This window comes from Phyllobacterium sp. P5_D12 (assembly GCF_054049495.1).
Genome location: NZ_JBFUMG010000009.1, coordinates 13,854 through 32,518, shown reverse-complemented (window position 1 = coordinate 32,518; position 18,665 = coordinate 13,854). Strand labels below are relative to the sequence as shown.

Here is an 18,665-nt window from a genome sequence, read left to right as displayed (position 1 = left end):
CTCGAACGCCATCCGCGAGAAATCCCTAATGAGTTCGGTCCTTCGCGCTGGCGAGCTTTCGGAAATCTCGCCGATCAGCTCCGCGAGTCGAATATCGCGGATGTTGAATCTTCCTCCAACGACGGAGCAGGGCCCCCGATAAGGCTCCTCCAGAAAAGTGAGCACATAGAGACTGGCGTCTGATTGAATCTCGACGGCGATGGGGTCGGGGCCTTCCACGAAGGTGAGGCTGTCCTCGACCATTAACCCATGAAAGAGCACGCGACCCTTCTGCTCGAGGCGTAGCTCGGAATCCCGCGCTGCGACGACGAACGTCCCAACGCCGCAACCAATCGAGGTGGTGATCGCCCGGTTTCCGTTCTCGCGTGTCAACTTCGCCAAGGAGATGTTCGCGTCGGTGACGCTGAAGTGTTCGACGCGCAAGCAGTCGGCGATGGTCTCGAAGACGTCGCGTATCCTGCCCAAACTTACCTTGATGGCAATATCGGTCTGCATTGGTTGCTCCTTACCAAAAGGCGCGAATTACTCGTCGCCGGCGGCCCGCTCGATCATCGCGGACACTTGATCGGGATGGGAGATCATAACCACATGCGATGCGCCTTTAACGCCGACCGTCTCCTTGGCTCCCGCCCGCTTCGCCATGAACTCGTGGAGTTCTGCCGGGATGTTCTTGTCGGCGGTGCCGTAGATGAAATGGGAAGGCAGCTTCTTCCATGACGGATCGCCAGAAGGATCGTTCAGGGCCTCGGCCGTAACAGGACGCTGTTCCGCGCCCATGAGCGCTGCCTGTGCTTCCGCGACGTCTGCAGCGAACTGCTTCCAGAACTTGCTCTGCAGGATGTAGAGATCGTGCTTTCCATCGGGCTGCACGACGGGCGGCGCCAAGGCGTCGCCAAGCGTGCCGGTCGGAAATTTCTTGCCGAGACTGCCGGCGCTCTCCCCGCTGTCAGGCGCAAGTCCCGCGACGAAGACGAGGGACTTTACGTTCGATCCTTCGACCGCGACGTCGGTGATGACTGAGCCGCCGTACGAGTGGCCTACAAGCACGACCGGCCCGTCGATCGACTTCAACACTGCCGAGACGTAGTCGGAGTCGTACTTCAGTCCTCGCAGCGGGTTCGCCACGGCGACGACAGGATATCCGTCCTTTACCAGCTTCGCGGCGACGCCGTCCCAGCTCGCCGACTCCGCGAACGCGCCGTGGACGAGGACAATCGTCGGCTTCGACGCCGCCATCGCGTTCTGGTTTAGGATGAGAGCCGCGGTCATTGCCGCACCAGACAACCACTTGTTCATGTGAAGAACCTCACGCTTGGCGCATTGCTGCGATGAGCATGCGCGCTCGGTTTATGTTCCCACGAGGCTACTACGCGGCGCCGTCCAAGGGTGTGAGTTGTAGAGATGGCGTGTGAGATACGGTTGGCCTCGGGTGCTGCGTTCGACGTCGAGTCGGAGATGCCGAGAAGATCGAAACCGTTGCCACAATCGACGAAGGCGGTCTTGGCGGCCGCTTTCCATTTAATACTCAATGCTGGGTCGGGCCTATACGGTCAGGCGTTTATCGCCAGGTCCACCGCCGATAACAGATCTTGATGCCGCACCGGCTTCGTCAGGAACTCGACCGCTCCTGCCTTCATCGCACGTACCGACATCTGTATGTCCGCATGGCCGCTGATGAAGATGATTGGGTAGCGTATTCCAGTCTTAAGAAGATCGGCTTGAAAGTCCAGACCGGTTCTGCCGGGCAGGCAGACGTCGAGAATAAGGCAGTCAGGCTGAGGTGCGTGCCCGCTCTCCTGATACTCCTTGACGGATTCATAAGACGCCACGCCAAGGCCGACAGATCTCAGTAGCGTTGAAATAGAGCGCCGCACGCTTTCGTCGTCTTCGATCAAGACGATGTAGGGCGCCGCAGACCTCGCCGCAGCGGGGGTGTCGATCTCCGAGGTTGTCGTCGGACCGATTTCGTCAAACCTCGCCTCATCTTCCAGAACGAGGTCGTCCCTGATGAGCATGTAGCCTCGCCTGACGATCGTCTTGATCATGTTGCCTTGGCTACCCAAGGCCCGCCTCAACGACTTCACCTGGAACCGGAGATTGCATTCCTCGACGACCATCGACGGCCACACCTCGTTCAGGATCTCGTCCTTGCTAACGATCCTGCCGTTGGACYTCAATAGGACCATGAGAAGATCGAACGCCCGCCCGCCTATTTCCTGCGTACGCCCGTCCAGGAGGAGCTGACGCGCATGCGGAATGGCGCAGTACCTGCCAAAGCGGATCACGTCGTCGTAGGATTCGCGCTTCGCCTCGTTGAAAGAGTGAGGCAGGTGCGCGTCTACTGGATTGGTTTGTTCGAGCATATCGGCGAATTGGACCTGCATGGCTGACTTCCCCCGTCGGCTGCAATTGTTCATCGTGCTGCTGAAGATCGGCATCTTGCACGTCTGTTCCCGCTCCTGGCAGGCGACCTTCAATTGCGTGCGATTGCAAGGGAAGCCTAGCTCTCGCCATGGATGCACGCAATCCGACCAATGGCCATTCAGGCACCGACAACGTCGTGAAGAACTAGACCAAGGTCTAGGAATTCTAACAACTTGGCGAAGTCGCTTGGCATTATGTCTCTCACGCAAACTCACAATGCCTTACGACAACTAGCTCGTGGTTTCGGCTCACCGAGCGTAGCAATCATATGAACTTAGCGACGCAACGAGCTGTAGCGCTCGCAGACTTATTCGAAAAACTGGAGGGTGAAATGAACAGATCCATCGTGAGCAGGACCGCATTGGCTATCGCGATCGCATTGTCCGCGGCGACAGTCCTGCCAGCCACCTCCAATGCGGCGAAAAAAGTCGTCGCCGCACATAAGCTCGTCGTCCCGCAGGTCACCTATCACACAGTGGACGTGGACGGGACGAGCATCTTCTACCGAGAGGCAGGCCCCTCCGAAGGCCCGGTCGTGCTTCTACTTCACGGGTTCCCGACGTCGTCCCACATGTTCAGAAACCTCATCCCGATCCTCGCCGACAAGTATCACGTGATCGCGCCAGACTATCCCGGCTTCGGCCAGAGCGCGGCGCCCGGCCACACTAAGTTCGCCTACACCTTCGGCCATTACGCCGACATCGTCGATGGACTTCTTGGCAAGCTGAACATCAATGAATACGCCATGTACGTCATGGACTATGGAGCTCCGGTCGGCTACCGGCTGGCGCTTAAGCACCCCGACCGCGTATCAGCGCTGATCGTTCAGAACGGCAATGCCTACGAGGAGGGTCTCAAGGAGTTCTGGGATCCGATCAAGGCGTATTGGAAGAACGACACCCCGGCCAATCGCGAGGCCTTGTCAATGCTCGTCGCCCCCGAGACGACCAAGTTCCAATACACCGACGGCATGAGCGACATAGCCCACATCGACCCGGACAACTGGGGCCACGACCAGCCCTTGCTCGACCGTCCGGGCAACAAGGACATCCAGCTCGACCTGTTCCACGACTACGGCACCAACGTTCCTCTCTATCCAAAATTCCAGGAGTTCTTCCGGGACAAGAAGCCGCCGACCCTGATCGTCTGGGGAAAGAACGACAAGATCTTCCCGGCCGACGGTGCGTCGCCCTATCTGCGCGACCTGCCGCATGCCGAGATGCATATGCTCGACACGGGTCACTTCGCACTAGAAGATAAGCTGCCGGAGATGGCGCCGCTGATCCACGACTTCCTCGATCGAAAACTCAGCCGAGATTAGATCGAGGCCTAGCCGCCACGCACGCCTCCCTGCGTGGTGGCACCCATTCACCGCGACTGGCACAACACGATGGAGTCGGAAATGAACCAGCATGATTACGCACTCTCAAGACGTGGTTTTTGCCTCTGCTGCCTCGGCGGCGCGACATTCGCGGCCACGGGCGGGTGGCTTGCGCCGGCCGAAGTATTCGCCGCCGCCAAAAGCCTCGTCGTCCAGATCCGCGAAGCCGCGGCCGCAGCGGACATCACCACGACCAAGCTGCGGGGCGGTATCAGCGCGCTGTCCGGCTCCGGCGGCAACATGGGCGTCCTGGTCGGGGACGACGGCAAGGTCCTCGTTGACGCCGGCATCACCGCGACACGCCCGCGCATCGAGAAGGCGCTCGCCGATCTCGGTCCGCAGCCGATCAAGCACCTCATCAACTCGCATTGGCACTTCGACCACACCGATGGCAACGAGTGGCTCAATTTAGAAGGCGCGATGATCATGGCCCATCCTAACTCGTTGAAGCACTTGACAGTTGCCACTCGCGTGGTCGACTGGGACTTCGACTTCCCGGCGTCGCCGAAAGGTGCGCTGCCGACGAAGCTGATGAAGGGGAACGAGGAGACGCTGAAGTTCAACGGCCAGACCATCGCGCTGAAGTACTACGGCCCCGCCCACACGGACAGCGACATATCTGTCTTCTTCCAAGAAGCGAACGTCGTCCATGTCGCCGACACCTTCTGGAACGGCGTCTACCCCTTCATCGACTATTCGACCGGCGGGAGCATCGACGGTCAGATCAAAGCGGCCGAGGCGAACGTCAAGATGGTGGACGACCAGACGATAGTCATTCCGGGGCACGGCGAGATCGGCAACAAAAAGGATTTGATAGCCTGGCACGACATGCTCGTCGGCAGCCGCGAGAACGTCGCCAAGCTGAAGAAAGACGGTCGCAGCGTCGAGGAAACCGTCGCCGCCAAGCCTACCGAGAAGTGGGATCCCGTCTTCGGGAACTGGGCGATCTCGCCGGCGCTCTTCACCCGCCTTGTCTACGAAGGCGTCTGACTGGAAACTTCTCGCGGCGGCTCGTGTCTGCCGGTCAAAAAGGAGGGCAGGCGGCCGTGGAGACGGAGAAGCATATCTCGAGCGACGTCGCGTTCTCGCCGTCGGTGAAGAAGATCCAGGAGAGAAAGGGATCGCGCCGTTCCTACGCCCTCGCCGAAGACCGCGGCGGGTGGGCGACGACAATTACGCCCGACCTGAAGGACTTCATCGAGAAGCAGATCAGCATCTTCATGGCGACCGCCAACAACGAGTGCCAGCCATATATCCAGCACCGAGGTGGGGCACCAGGGTTCCTCCGTGTGATCGACGAGACCACGCTTGGATTCACGGACTACACCGGCAACCGACAGTACATTACGCAGGGCAATCTTATCGACAACGATAAGGCGCAGCTTTTCCTCATCGACTACAGCAGTCGATCGCGAGTGAAGATCTGGGGGACGGCCCGCGTCGTCGAAGACGATCCTGTGCTCCTCGAGCGGTTGATGCCGAAAGGATACCAGGCCAGACCCGAGCAGGTGATCCTCTTCCATGTGGAGGCCTGGGACGCGAACTGCCCGCAACATATACCGCTCCGGTTCGAGGCCGACGAGGTCCTGAAGGCGATCGAGAGCAGGGATGCGCGCATAAAAGAACTAGAGTCCGAGATTGCCGCACTAAAGTCCGCGAGATCTTCGGCGCCTCGATAGTCTCCTTGACCGCCCYGCCGTTACCTCCCTCACCGGCAGTCCATGGTCGGGAAAGTGCGGCTGGCGGAGGCCGACTGGAATAATCGCGACCCCCTATTATTCAGGAGCTGCGGATCGTTCTTGCGAGGATGGCGGAGGCGGCAGGGTGAAGTTGAACGTGCTTCCTATGCCCTTCTCGGTCGTAACCCAGATATGGCCGCCGTGCGCCTCGATGATGGATCGACAGATCGAGAGCCCCATGCCTATACCAGTCGCCTTGGTGGTGAAGAAAGCCTCGAACGCCCGTTCGGCGGTATCCGGATCGAGGCCTATGCCGTTGTCCGAGACGCTGACCTGAATCGAACCGTTGCTCCGCCTGGTGACGACGCGCAGCACTTTTCGCTCGTCCTCGATCGTCGCCATCGCATACGCGCCATTCATCACCAGATTGATCAGAACCTGCTGGAGCTGGATCCGATCCCCGTTGACCGCATCGACCGTGGCATCATACGTGGTTTCGACGAGGACGCCTTTCTGTCGAAGTTCGCTCTTGGTCAACAGCAGCACTTCTTCGATCACGCTGCGGATGTTCAGTGGCTCGACCTTCGGCCGCGAATTCCGTGCCAGTGCCAGGATGCCGCTCAACACCTCGCCCGCTCGATGGCCGTCGCGCAGAACCCAGTCGATCGCCTGTATGGCCTCTTCGATGTTCGGGGAACCGGCTTTCAACCAGCTCATGGACGCAGCGGCGTTCGTGACGATGGCCATGAGAGGCTGGTTCATTTCGTGTGCGACGGACACCGCCAACTCGCCGATGGCGGTCAGGCGGCTCATGCGGGCGAGATCTTCCTTCGACTTTCTGAGGGCGTCCGACGTCTCGTTTCTCTGGGTCATGTCCCTGAAAACGAGAACCGCGCCTTTCATCTCGCCGTCGGAATCTATAATCGGCGCGCCCGATACGTCGATGACGACTTCCGATCCGGCCTTTGAGCGGAGCGCGTACTGGTTGCCTATCGTAAGATCGGCCTCACGACCAAAGATTTTGGCGACCGGATCTACGACGAGTTGGTGAGCTTCGTCGATCAGCTTGAAGACGTCTTCTACAGGTCTGTCGGCCGCCTCCTCCTGCGTCCACCCCGTCAATTTCTCGGCGACCGGGTTGATAAATGTCAGCCGCCCCTGATCGTCCGTCGATATCACCGCATCCCCGATACTCGAGAGCGTTGCCGCATATCGCTGCTCACTCTCCTGAATTCGGTTTTGCGCAATCTTCAGATCTTCGACGTCCGTGTTCAGACCGTACCACTTGATGACCTTGCCGCTCTCGTCGCGGATCGGCACCGCCCGTAGGAGGAACGTGCGCGACGTGCCGTCGCGACGCACCATGCGGGCCTCGACGCCTCCCGCCATCTCGTTGGTCAGCAGCCCCGTCCATAATACTTGGACTCGTTCGCGATCATCGGGATGGAAGACCCGCATGTATCCGAACCCCATGGACTCTTCTTTTGTCAAACCAAAGTAGCTCAACCACTGTCGATTGACGGCCTCAAGTCGGCCGTCCGGACTCGTGTGCCAGGCATGGGCTGGAAGCATGTCCCATGATAGACGCAATTCCCATTCGGCAAGGCGAGCTCTCTCCTGCGACTGGCGAAGCTGGGCGTCGACGGTCCCCTTCTCGATCCGCAACGCGGCATAAGAGGCCAGATGTTCGAATGCATTGATCAAGTCCGCTTTGAAAGCCGCGGCGGTGGAGCTTTCAATCTTCAATACCCCGAGAACGTCCCCTCCAACGAGAAGCGGGACCAACAACTCATGGGCCGGACCGGAACCGTCGTCGCCCGCAACGGGGACCGGCATTCTGGTTTCCAGGAGCGAGGACATGACCGAGGTAGGAAACGGTGCGGAACCGTCTTCCGGGAGAAAGACTACCTCGACCCGGTCGATGCCGTCGAACTCAAGACAGGCCGTCGCGAGCGCATCGGCAATCCCGTCGCGGTCCGCTTCCACGGGCAGCGCTCGGAGCATTCGCAGGCCTGCCGTTGTGTCCATGACCAGTTCCGCTGGAGGTGGTACCCGATGAGTAGAGTATCAGGCCGCGAGACATGGGCAAGTGGCGCCCCGTTTTCGTCAAAGTACGATAGCGAACGCTGGACAGCAGAAGCCTCTCGACATGCGAATGGAACGGGCGTCTTATGCGGGAGAGGCAATCAAAGGGGCGGGCATGGATCAGAAATATCCGCCGTTGTCGCCACTCCGTCTGGCTCGCGGTAGCGCACCAGGCGTCGATCTGGACTCAGATCTTCGTGACGGGACCGTTCATGATCCTGACGTGCATCCCGCCCTTGCGCTCGCTCAAGGGGTAGCTCGTCGCCAGCCAGTATTTCTACAAGGCTGAGGAGGGGAAACTGTACCGGCGGGACGACGCCGGCCGGGAGTAGAGGAGCTTCACATGCGTTCAAAGACCATTGAACACCGCACGACCTACGCCTTCGAGAAGGCGGTGGAAACGGTCACGAGTGCGATCGGGAAGGCTGGGATGACTGTATTCGCCGAGATCGATCATGCGAAGGCGGCACGAGACAACGGGCTGTCGATGCCGGGAACACGTGTGATCGTCTATGGCAATTCGAAGGCGGGAACGCCAGTCATGCTGGACACGCCCCTGGCGGCCCTCGATTTGCCATTGCGAATTCTCGTCCGGGAGCTGCCTGGAAACAATTCCGCGGTCGCCTTTCACCCGCTGGCGGAGATGTTCGAAGAACTTGGGGTGAAGCGCGAAGTCGCAGTCCGATTTGATGCGGTTCAACAGGCGATCGTCGACGAGGTTTGCGGTGGCTGTCCAACTGCTACTCGCGACCACAACAACGGCGGTAACCTGGCGTAGCCGGTCGCCCGATTGAAACGGACGTTTTCGAAAGACCGGCTGCTAGCAGGACGCAACAATCGCTCCGTTCCACGAGGCGGCCGGTGCGCGCCGAAGTCTTGCTGTGGCCGCGAACCACGAACCGGAGGTTCTCCCGATGACATCGACGTCAGACATTTCCCTTACGAGACGAGACACTCTTCTCGCAGGATCGGCCGCCGCGATCGCACTTGCAGTCGGTCCGTCAGCTTCAGCCGCCACCAAACCGCAACAAGCAACGATGGAGAACAAGTTCATGGGTACTGTGAAGGTGAAAGACGGAACCGAGATCTTCTACAAGGATTGGGGACCGAAGGAAGCACAGCCGATCGTCTTCCATCACGGCTGGCCGTTGAGTGGCGACGACTGGGACAACCAGATGCTCTTCTTCCTTGGCGAAGGATTCCGGGTCATCGCGCACGACCGTCGCGGCCATGGCCGTTCCTCGCAGAGCCGGACCGGTCACGAGATGGACACCTACGCGGCCGACKTCGCCGAAGTCGCGGAAGCGCTCGATCTCAAGAAGGCGGTTCACATTGGTCACTCCACGGGCGGCGGCGAAGTCGTCCATTACGTTGCGCGTGCGAAGCCGGGTAGGGTGGCTAAGGCCGTGATCGCGGGCGCGGTCCCTCCGGTCATGCTGAAGTCGGACAAGAACCCCGGGGGCCTGCCGATCGACGTCTTCGACGGATTGCGCAAGGCGCTTGCCGCCAACCGGGCGCAGTTCTACATCGACGTTCCCACGGGCCCTTTCTATGGGTTCAATCGACCGGACGCCAAGATTTCTCAGGGTCTGATCGACAACTGGTGGCGGCAGGGCATGATGGGCGCCGCGAACGCGCACTACGAATGCATCAAGGCGTTTTCCGAAACGGACTTCACTGAAGATCTGAAGAAGATCGACGTTCCGGTCTACGTCATTCACGGAACTGACGATCAGATCGTGCCCTACAAGGATGCGGCCGAGCTTTCAGTAAAACTCCTGAAGCACGGCACCTTGAAGCYATACGATGGGTATCCGCATGGGATGCTGTCGACGCATCCCGAGGTGCTTAACCCTGACATCCTGGCGTTCATTAAAGAATGACATGAGAGGCGGGGCCGGCGAGATCGGCCCCGCGCAGACGACGGGTCGGCTCAAGTAGGTCGGTGGCGTCGCCGTGGACGTTGAATTTTTTTGCATCGCCATCGACGAAATGTTCTAGGATCGCGAGCCGGCTCGAACCAAGGCAGATCGGAGCATCGTGATGGACTTGTCTCGATACCAGCGCCGGCTTCTCCTGGAGGATGACGGCTTCGTTCTTTACCGCGGCATCCCCGAGGATGGAAACGCCTCCGTCCTTATGAAGACTTGGGTTCCGGTCGATGCGCAACACGGAACAATGCAGCGTCTCGAGCGTGAAATGTCTCTTGCGGATCGGCTGGATCCAGGGTGGGCGGCGAAACCGCTTGCTCTCGAACGCGACGACGGACAGACCTACCTTCTCCTGACGGACGGCGGCGGCATGCCGTTGAGCGAATCCAAAGGAGCGACATTCGACACCGGGACCTTCCTCTCCGTCGCGGTCAGCGCCGCGTCGGCTCTACGCAAGGCCCACGCGCGAGGCCTCGTTCATAAGAATCTCAGACCCGCCAACGTGCTCGTCGACGTCTCGGGAAAAGTATGGCTCACCGGCTTTGGCGTGCGCCGTCCAACCGGGCCTGCGGTGAACGCGTCAGGCGAACTTCAGGGCGACCGAGTGAATTCACTGCCCTATATCGCCCCCGAACAGACAGGCCGGCTAAAGCGGTCGATCGACGCCCGCAGCGATCTATATGCGCTTGGCGTTGTGTTCTATGAGATGCTGACGGGCGAGCTGCCGTTCGTGGCAGTCGATGCGGTGGAATGGGCTCATGCACACGTCGCGCGGCGACCAATTCCTTTGCAACAGCGAAACGAGGACGTTTCATCCGTCCTGGAGCGTATCGTGCTGAAGCTGCTTGCCAAAAGGCCGGAGGACCGATACCAGACCGCGACGGGTCTCGAAAGCGACCTCCGGAGATGCCTCGATAGTTGGAGTTCTACTGGGCGCGTAGCAGATTTCGTAGTCGCTTCCAGGGACGCTGCGGACCGTCTTCGAGTGCCGGAGGGGTTGTATGGGCGATCACGTCAGACAAGCGCCATCAGGATGGCTTTCGACCGGGTAAGGTCCCAAGGCGTCAAAGAGGTCATTCTGGTTTCTGGCCCGGCCGGGGCCGGAAAATCGTCGGTGGTGCATGAGCTACGAAAAGGGGTGGTGCAGAGCGGAAGCCTGTTCGCATCCGGCAAATTCGACCAATACACTCGTGACATTCCCTATGCGACGATCGCGCAGGCGTTTCGAGGCGTGGTCCGTCAGATACTAGGTTCCGGCGACGCCGACCTGGAGCGCTGGAAGAAGGAGCTTGTCGAAGTCCTGGGGCCAAATGGCCGGCTCATGATAAACCTCGTACCGGAACTCGCGCTGATCATCGGGGAGCAGCCGCCGGCGCCCGAACTTCTGCCTCACGAAACCAAGGCCCGGTTCCACCTCGTGTTCCGACGGTTCCTTACGGTCTTCGCAAGTTCTGAACGCCCGTTGGTGTTGTTCATTGACGATGTTCAATGGTTGGATGAAGCCACGATCGACCTCATCGAAACGATCACTGTCGATCAAGAGATGGGAAACCTGCTTTTGATCTGCGCCTACCGCGACGACGAAGTTTCGCCAGAACATCCGTTCAACGCGACGCGGAACTCGATGCGGCAGAACCTCGACAAGCTCGAAGAATTGACGCTTGGGCCGTTGACCGCACAGGACGTCGGAAATCTGCTGGCGGACATGCTGCACTCGGAAGCTCGCTCCGTAGGTTCTTTGGCAACTCTTGTGGTCGACAAGACTGACGGAAATCCCTTTTTCGTACTGCAGTTCCTCGCTTCCATGGAGGAGGAGGAGCTTGTCGTATTCGATGCCGACAGGGGTGTATGGCGATGGGACACCAATCGAATACGGAATACACGCCTCACCGACAACGTTGCCGAACTCGTTGCTTCCAAACTTAGCCGCCTCCCTCGTCTGACACTAGAGACCGTCAAATTGCTCGCTTGTCTCGGCAGTGGTGCTTCCCTTGATACATTGAGCATCGCCTCCGGCAAGCCCAAAAGGCAGATCGGCGCGATCCTGTGGGAAGCAGTTCAGGCAAGATTTCTGTTGCGTGTCGACGACACGTTCATATTCGCTCACGACAGGGTGCAGGAGGCCGCCTACCTACTGGTGCCTGCCGTCGACAGGCCGCCGGCTCACGTCCGGATCGGCCGCGCGTTGATATCTAGCCTGACACCGTCGGGAATTGACGAGCGCATATTCGAGTTGGTCGATCAATTCGCTCGTGGAATTGAGCTGGTCATGTCGGACGGGGAACGCGAACAGGTCGCCGAACTCTTCCTGGAAGCGGGGACCCGTGCAAAAGCATCCGTCGCCTATCCGTCGTCCTTGAGATATTTCCGTACGGGTTTAAACCTTCTCAAACCGTCGCACCGGGACACGCGCTATGACCTCATATTCGCACTCGAACTCCAGCAGGCGGAATGCGAATATCTGACAGGCGATCACGCGGTCGCCGACGATCGTCTTCGCACGTTGTCTCTGCGAGCTAGGGATCGCGTTGACGGCGCGGCGGTGGTACGTCTCCGGTCGTCGCTTTACGTGACGCTCGGAGATCAGGCAAAGGCTGTCCACGTCGCTCTCGCCTATCTACGCGACTTTGGCATCGACTGGTCTCCCCATCCGACCGAACACGAACTGCGGCTAGAGATAGAGGCTTTGCGCGGATTGCTCGCGGACCGTCCAATCGAAGATCTCGTGAACCTCCCGAGAATGACGGATCCCGACTGGCTCGCTGCGATGGACGTCCTTGCATACACGATCCTCCCAGCCATCTTGACCGATGGCAATCTCGAAGACGTGATCTACACGCGGATGGTCTCGCTGAGCCTGCAGCACGGCAATTGCGACGCCTCCTCTTATGCCTACGTATCGATTATGGTGGCGCTGGGCCTCCGCTTTGGGGACTACCAATCCGGCGGCCGGTTCGGTGAAGTGGGCCTCGCACTTGTCGACGAACACGGGATGGATCGCTTCAAAACGCGGACCTACACCTGCTACGCTTGCTTCGTCGTTCCTTGGACAAGACATCTTCGTATATCGGAGACCTTCAGCCGGAAAGCTATTCAAGTCGGCGTAGCCGCGGGAGACCTGGTGTTCATCGTCACAACCGCGCAGATGCTGGTCTCGCACCTGTTGGTCGCGGGCGCGGAGTTGGCGCTGGTGGAGGAGGAGGCCGAAAGGTTCCTGGCGTCGGCGCAAAGGACCGGCTTCAGCCTTGCTGCAGATTCCGCGATCGGCCAATTACTTCTTGTTCGCGAACTGCGTGGTCTTAAGGCGCCGGGGACAGCGGGTGGATCGGCGCTCCCTGACAAGGCGTCTTATCAGCAGCATCTACAGGACGCCGGCGAGCAACTCGTACTCCCACTCGCATGGTATTGGATCCAGCAGATGCAGGCGGGTTATATCGCGCGCGACTTCGCTTCGGCGATAAATGCCGAGCGCCAAGCTCGTGGCGTCGTGCAAGCCACCAGGTCTTTCATCGATATCGGCGAATATCATTTTTACGGGGCCCTCATCCAAGCGGTGGCCTTCGAAACCGCAGTAGGTGACCATCGACCAGCGCATTTCGCGGAGCTACAGCGACACCAGAAGCAGATCGAGACGTGGGCCGAGAGTGGGCCAGAGAACCATGGCAATCGTCTTGCTCTTGTGGCCGCTGAAGTCGCCCGGCTTGAAAGCCGCGACATAGATGCACTTGGGTTTTATGAAGAAGCCATACGTTCGGCGAGGCAGTACAGCTTCATTCAGAACGAAGCCCTGGCGAACGAACTGGCGTCGCGGTTCTGCGTGGAGCGCGGGCTTAATACTAGCGCAACAGCATTTCTGCGCAATGCGCGGTCCTGTTATCTGGCGTGGGGCGCAAACGGAAAGGTCAGGCAACTCGATCGAGAAAGCCCAGGCTTGAAGCCAGAAGCAAACGGGAAGAGGACGGTTGGCTCCCAGGTGCAGCATTTGGATTTGGCGGCCGTCGTGGCGATGTCTCAGGCAGTTTCCGGCGAGATCGTTCTCGATCGCCTCGTCGAGCGGCTTATGATCACCGTCGTTGAACATTCCGGAGCGGTCAGGGGCCTGCTTCTCCTTCCCAAGCGAGCGGAAATGCACGTCGTCGCTGAGGCGCTTACCAATGACAAGGGTGTCTCCGTCAAGTTCGGGGGATTTGAAAGGAAGCTTCCTGAAACGATCCTCAGCTATGTGACTCGCACACAGGAGGTCGTCCTCCTCGATGAGGCACGCAGAGCCGAATTGTTCTCATCCGACCCTTACTTGGAGGAGGCCGGTTCGAATTCGATCCTCTGCCTGCCGCTGGTGAGGCAGAAGCAGCTGGTTGGCGTGCTTTACCTCGAGAACGGGCTGTCCTCCCACTTGTTCACCGAGGACCAGGTGGCCGTGCTTCAACTTCTCGCCTCCCAGGCCGCGATCTCGCTCGAAAACGCCGTTCTGTTTCGCGAAGCTCAGGAGACGCACGAACGTGCCCGCCGCGCTGCGGAGGAGCTCCGCCTCTCCTACGACATGATCCCGGCCCTGGCATGGAACAGCCTTCCGGACGGGAGAGTCGTGTCGTGCAACAAGCAATGGCACGACTTTACCGGAATCCCGCAGGGCCTCATTCTCGACAGCGCTTGGGCGCGCTCGATCCATCCCGATGACATCGAAAAAGTCGTTGCAAAATGGAAGACACTGATCGCAGCCGAAGAAGCTGGCGAGATCGAAGCTCGCATGGTCCGCTTCGATGGGGTGGCTCGATCCTTTCTCATTCGGGCGACCCCGATGCGCAACGCACACGGCAAAATCATAAAATGGTACGGCACCAATACGGATATCGACGATCTCAAGAGGATCGAGGAAGCTCAGCAACTCCTGGCCCGCGCTGGAAGGCTGACGGCGTTGGGCGAGCTCACAGCGTCGATCGCGCATGAGGTCAACCAGCCTTTAACGGCTATCGTCATGAACGCCGCGGCGTGCCTGCGATGGCTAAGGGATGACCAACTCGACGTCGAGGAGGCCCGGCAGGCGGCTGAGCGGATCGTCCGGGACGGACATCGCGCCGGAGATGTAATTACTAGTATCCGCGCGCTCGCGAGGAAGGCGCCGTTGGCCACGGAAGAGGTCGACGTAAACGCGATGATCGAGGGAGTTCTTGTCCTGACCCGCGGTGAGTTACAGCGGCATGGCATAAAACTCGAAACCGAATTGGATAGGAATACGGGATTGACGGTGGGGGACCGGACCCAGTTGCAACAGGTCGTCCTAAACCTGATCCTTAATGCAGTCGAGGCCATAGGAGCATCCGAAAGAAGAGTGCGGCGCCTGCAGGTGCGTTCCGGGAGGTCGAGCGACGGGAATCCCCTCGTCGAGGTTGCCGACAGCGGACCCGGCGTGGACGCGTCGACAATGGAGCAGATATTCGACGCCTTCTTCACCACAAAGCCGGGCGGTCTCGGCATGGGTCTGTCAATCTGCCGCTCGATCGTGGAAACCCATGGTGGCCGTCTCTGGGTGGCTCCGAACGAACCGGAGGGGAGCGTCTTCTCGTTTACGCTGAGGGCGGCGCGGTATGCTTATCCAGCACAGGAATGACGAAGTGCAACTTCTGGACGATCGCTCTCACAACATCTCACGGGAAAACACTCGCGTTTCTTCCCTCGAGACGGCAATATCCGCGAACTTATCGAAGGAAACCTACATGACTCCCGAGAAGGCGATTCTCCCGCCCGGCGTTCTCTCAGGCGGTTTTCACAAGCTCCACCATGGGAGCTTCGAAATCACCGTTCTCAGCGACGGCTACATTACCCTGACATCGGATATCCTCATGCCGGACGGCACTCCGGACGAGACCCGGAGCTTGCTGGGTCGGCTCGGTGGCGACGCAGACAGCGCCCCGCTGCAGACGAATATACCGCTCATTCGTCACGGAAACGATCTCATTCTCGTCGATACCGGCGCGGGCGCGAATTTTCAGCCGAGCGACGGCCGGCTCGCCGAAAACCTGTCTTCGCTCGGCGTCGATCCAGCATGTGTCACCAAGGTGGTCTTCACTCACGTCCATCCCGATCATTCCGGCGGGACGACGAAGGCCGAAGGGGCTTTGCTCTTTCCCAACGCCCACTACTACGTCAACGAAGCCGAGTGGTCGTTCTGGACAGACCCAGACTACGAGACGAAGATGCCGGAGCCTTTGCACGCCTTCGCGCGCGGCGCGCAACGCGATCTCTTTGCCGTCAAGGACAGGCTGACGATGGTGAGGCCTGGAGACGAGATCGTGTCGGGCATGAACGTGGTAAGCACACGCGGGCACACGCCGGGACACATCTCTCTGGAACTAGCAGGCGACGGAAACCTACTAATCGCCGGAGACGTCATCCCAAACGATGTCGTTTCGTTCGAAAATCCGCAATGGCATTTCGGCTTCGACACCGAACCCGAGATCGCGCTTTCAAACAGGGCCGCTTTTCTGGACAAKGCGGCGAACGAGAAGCTTCGACTGCTCGGATACCATTGGACATATCCAGGGGTAGGATATGTCGAGCGAAGTGGGTCGGCTTACCGGTTCCTGCGCAGTTGACGAGTTAGACTGCTATGCCGCCTCTGATGCTCGGTTTCGATTTTGGACGATGATGGCGACCTCGGAAGAGTGACGTGTTCCCCATTCGCACAACGGGGCGAGAACTTTGGATAAGCTATGGCCAAAGTCGGTCAGCTCGTACTCAACGTGAGGCGGGACTGTCTGGAAGTCGATACGACGAATGATGCCATCAACAACCATTTCCTTGAGATGCTGGATCAACATCTTCTCGCTCACATTGGTCACGAGCCTGCGGAGCTGACCGGTGCGCTTGGCCCCGCTGGCCAGATGAAAGAGGATAAGCGGCTTCCATTTGCCCCCAAGGATTTCAAGAGCCGCTTCCAGACCGCATTGGAAATTTGTCTCGGTCATTGTGATCTCCAAATTCGGACACTTACGAAATAGTAGGTACTGGATTGCAGGTATGCTTGGTCTTACTTGAATTGTGCGACGGTGTCGACGGGCATCGTCATTATCCATTCAGGCGCAAACCCGCGGATAGCGCTGCCAACATAGGTGAACAGACATGAGCAGTCCAAACCATCCCTTGCTGGATCCAATCCGCCTGGGCGACATCGATCTACCCAACCGCATCATCATGGCATCCATGACCCGGGCCCGAACGAACAATACGGGCTTTGTTCCCAATGCGCTCCAGGAACGATATTACGCACAGCGCGCATCGGCCGGTCTTATCCTGACTGAGGGGACTTGGCCGAGCCGCGATGGCGTTGGCTTCATACATGTGCCTGGCCTTTACACTCAGGAGCAGGCCGAGGGGTGGCGCCGAGTCACAGACGCCGTTCACCAGGCTGGAGGACGTATCTTCGTCCAACTCGGCCACATTGGATCATCATCGCATCCAGACCTGCTCGATGGCGCTTTGCCGCTGGCCCCATCGCCAGTGAATCCGGGATTGAAAGCGTATACTCCAGCTGGCTTTAAAGACACCGTGATGCCTCAAGCGATGGGTCTGTGCGATATCGCCCGGACTGTGGAAGACTATGCCAAAGCTGCCCGCCTAGCGCAGTCTGCTGGTTTTGATGGAGTCGAGCTACATGGCATCAGCACCTATCTGATCCCAACCTTCCTTTATGAAGGCCTCAATCTGAGAACGGATGACTATGGCGGCACAGCCCAAAATCGCGCCCGGTTTCCCCTCGAGATTGTCGACGCCCTTGTCGAATCCTGGGCGCCAGGACGCGTTGGAATCAAGCTTAGTCCCGGTTTGACTGGCGTCGGCAATTTCATCGCCGGAGTCGAAACCTTGACCACTTTCGAATATCTGATCGGTGAATTGTCGAAGCGCCATCTCGCTTATCTGCAACTGATGAACCCCATAAACGATCTGACTGGAACGCAAGTGGAAATTCTCGACCAAGGCGTCGCCAAGCATTTCCGGCCGCTGTATTCCGGCAATCTGATCGCCAATGGCGGTTACACCTTTGAGACTGGCAACGCTCTGTTGTGCGATGGCTTCGCCGATGCTGTTGCCTTTGGATCGCCGTTTATCTCTAACCCGGACTTGGTCGAGCGTTTCTCCAATGATCTCAAACTCAGCCCCAGCGATCCCGACACATACTATGGCGGCGGTGCCGCGGGCTATGTGGACTATCCGACCGCGCTCGAAGACGTCGGCACGAGATAGGCCGTAGACACTTTTTCCTCATCGGGCAGCGGCGAGTATTTTCGAGTCCRCCGCCCGATGGTACTGGCTTAAAGCGTTAGGGCGGGGCGAAACACCTCCTTTGAGAGCGTCCGCTCTTGGCTGGCGTCCGCGTGCTTTGAAGGCGGAATGGAAGGCGCAAAGCGGTCAGTCACGCCACGATCGCCAAACGGCAGCTTCGCGCCCTCAAATCGGTCATTTATGGGGGCTCCGTCCGTCCCTATAAGCGGACACCGCAGCTCATCGTGCGCCACCTTCTGTTATAAGTTTTATGCTCATCAACCTGCGTCGTGGTCATCGCGCGGCCTCGACTTGGAGGAAGCTCAGTTTCGAATCTTCGCTATTTGGTACATTCCTTCTCGCCCAGACAATGCGTTCAGACGATCCGTTCGATGGTCAGGGGAAACGTCCCGCGCACAAGCAACGGCTCGAAATCGTCGAAGCGGCCGAGCCGGATCAGCCCACCGGAATAGCTGTAGCCGGCGTAGAACATCGCGAGATTGCCCCACGGCGAGAAGTAGCAGAGGTCGCCTGGCGCCTCGTTGCCGAATGGACCACTCGCGTCCTCCGTCAGCTTACGGGGGAGATAAGCGATCTTCTCGTTGCCGGCATAATTTTCGATGGTCAGTTCTAGGGGTAGCATGGATGCGAAATCGCGCGCCGACGGGTTGTCGTAAAGCGTTGCCGTCAGGCTATGACCGTTGAACATCATTCGAATTTTCATGTCGGTTGGCTCCTGACTTGCCGGATCGTTTTTTTGTTGGGCGAACGCCAGCCAGGGCATGGTGGCGGTGACCAGTATCGCTCCAAGGATAGAGCGGCGGAGCGGAGAAAAACCGTGCGCACCGGGCGCAGACAAGGTTTCGCTTACGGACATTGTGGCTGCATCGCCAAACTGGCTTTGTC

13 protein-coding genes and 3 pseudogenes are annotated in these 18,665 nt (G+C 59.1%); 10 read left to right on the top strand and 6 right to left on the bottom strand.

The genetic code is table 11. The annotated features are described in order from the left end of the window. From ACXJ5O_RS01665 to ACXJ5O_RS01655, 3 genes and pseudogenes are all read right to left on the bottom strand, one after another. Window positions 1-495: pseudogene (locus ACXJ5O_RS01665) on the bottom strand (helix-turn-helix domain-containing protein); the annotation flags it as partial. A 27-nt stretch (window positions 496-522) separates the two neighbouring features. Beyond that, on the bottom strand, window positions 523-1,296 hold the full coding sequence (locus ACXJ5O_RS01660) for an alpha/beta fold hydrolase (protein ID WP_457298353.1): 774 nt from the start codon (window positions 1,294-1,296) through the stop codon (window positions 523-525). Between the two features lie 254 nt (window positions 1,297-1,550). After that, a complete protein-coding gene (locus ACXJ5O_RS01655; RefSeq protein WP_457298352.1) occupies window positions 1,551-2,384 on the bottom strand; it encodes a response regulator in 834 nt (277 codons plus the stop codon). A 371-nt stretch (window positions 2,385-2,755) separates the two neighbouring features. Between ACXJ5O_RS01655 and ACXJ5O_RS01650 the strand changes: the two genes are divergently transcribed. From ACXJ5O_RS01650 to ACXJ5O_RS01640, 3 genes are all read left to right on the top strand, one after another. Beyond that, complete coding sequence (locus ACXJ5O_RS01650) at window positions 2,756-3,745, top strand: alpha/beta fold hydrolase (protein WP_457298351.1); 990 nt, start codon at window positions 2,756-2,758, stop codon at window positions 3,743-3,745. Window positions 3,746-3,826: 81 nt separating this feature from the next. After that, window positions 3,827-4,795, top strand: a complete 969-nt coding sequence (locus ACXJ5O_RS01645; protein ID WP_457298350.1) for an MBL fold metallo-hydrolase — start codon at window positions 3,827-3,829, stop codon at window positions 4,793-4,795. A 56-nt stretch (window positions 4,796-4,851) separates the two neighbouring features. Beyond that, the gene (locus ACXJ5O_RS01640; RefSeq protein WP_457298349.1) at window positions 4,852-5,484 is read left to right on the top strand and encodes a pyridoxamine 5'-phosphate oxidase family protein; all 633 of its coding nucleotides are present in this window, start codon (window positions 4,852-4,854) and stop codon (window positions 5,482-5,484) included. 96 nt (window positions 5,485-5,580) lie between these two features. Here the strand turns inward: ACXJ5O_RS01640 and ACXJ5O_RS01635 are convergent, their stop codons facing one another. Continuing rightward, window positions 5,581-7,512 (bottom strand): PAS domain S-box protein, encoded by a 1,932-nt coding sequence (locus ACXJ5O_RS01635; protein ID WP_457298348.1) that lies wholly within the window; start codon window positions 7,510-7,512, stop codon window positions 5,581-5,583. A 206-nt stretch (window positions 7,513-7,718) separates the two neighbouring features. Here ACXJ5O_RS01635 and ACXJ5O_RS01630 point away from each other — a divergent pair. The 6 genes and pseudogenes from ACXJ5O_RS01630 to ACXJ5O_RS01605 all read left to right on the top strand — a co-directional run. After that, window positions 7,719-7,901, top strand: a pseudogene (locus ACXJ5O_RS01630) (DUF983 domain-containing protein); the annotation flags it as partial. A gap of 11 nt (window positions 7,902-7,912) precedes the next feature. Then, complete coding sequence (locus ACXJ5O_RS01625; protein ID WP_457298347.1) at window positions 7,913-8,347, top strand: DUF302 domain-containing protein; 435 nt, start codon at window positions 7,913-7,915, stop codon at window positions 8,345-8,347. Window positions 8,348-8,621: 274 nt separating this feature from the next. Next, the gene (locus ACXJ5O_RS01620) at window positions 8,622-9,452 is read left to right on the top strand and encodes an alpha/beta fold hydrolase (protein ID WP_457298356.1); all 831 of its coding nucleotides are present in this window, start codon (window positions 8,622-8,624) and stop codon (window positions 9,450-9,452) included. Between the two features lie 160 nt (window positions 9,453-9,612). Next, window positions 9,613-11,052 (top strand): annotated as a pseudogene (locus tag ACXJ5O_RS01615) (serine/threonine protein kinase); the annotation flags it as partial. A gap of 1,188 nt (window positions 11,053-12,240) precedes the next feature. Next, window positions 12,241-15,108, top strand: a complete 2,868-nt coding sequence (locus ACXJ5O_RS01610) for an ATP-binding protein (protein ID WP_457298355.1) — start codon at window positions 12,241-12,243, stop codon at window positions 15,106-15,108. A gap of 106 nt (window positions 15,109-15,214) precedes the next feature. Further along, window positions 15,215-16,093: an MBL fold metallo-hydrolase gene (locus ACXJ5O_RS01605; protein WP_457298346.1), complete on the top strand. Its 879-nt coding sequence runs from the start codon at window positions 15,215-15,217 to the stop codon at window positions 16,091-16,093. Window positions 16,094-16,105: 12 nt separating this feature from the next. Here ACXJ5O_RS01605 and ACXJ5O_RS01600 read toward each other — a convergent pair whose 3' ends face one another. Further along, a complete protein-coding gene (locus ACXJ5O_RS01600; RefSeq protein ID WP_457298345.1) occupies window positions 16,106-16,465 on the bottom strand; it encodes a winged helix-turn-helix transcriptional regulator in 360 nt (119 codons plus the stop codon). Window positions 16,466-16,619: 154 nt separating this feature from the next. Between ACXJ5O_RS01600 and ACXJ5O_RS01595 the strand changes: the two genes are divergently transcribed. Continuing rightward, window positions 16,620-17,741: an alkene reductase gene (locus tag ACXJ5O_RS01595; RefSeq protein ID WP_457298344.1), complete on the top strand. Its 1,122-nt coding sequence runs from the start codon at window positions 16,620-16,622 to the stop codon at window positions 17,739-17,741. 394 nt (window positions 17,742-18,135) lie between these two features. Here the strand turns inward: ACXJ5O_RS01595 and ACXJ5O_RS01590 are convergent, their stop codons facing one another. Further along, complete coding sequence (locus ACXJ5O_RS01590) at window positions 18,136-18,636, bottom strand: cyclophilin-like fold protein (RefSeq protein WP_457298354.1); 501 nt, start codon at window positions 18,634-18,636, stop codon at window positions 18,136-18,138. Between the last annotated feature and the right edge of the window lie 29 nt (window positions 18,637-18,665).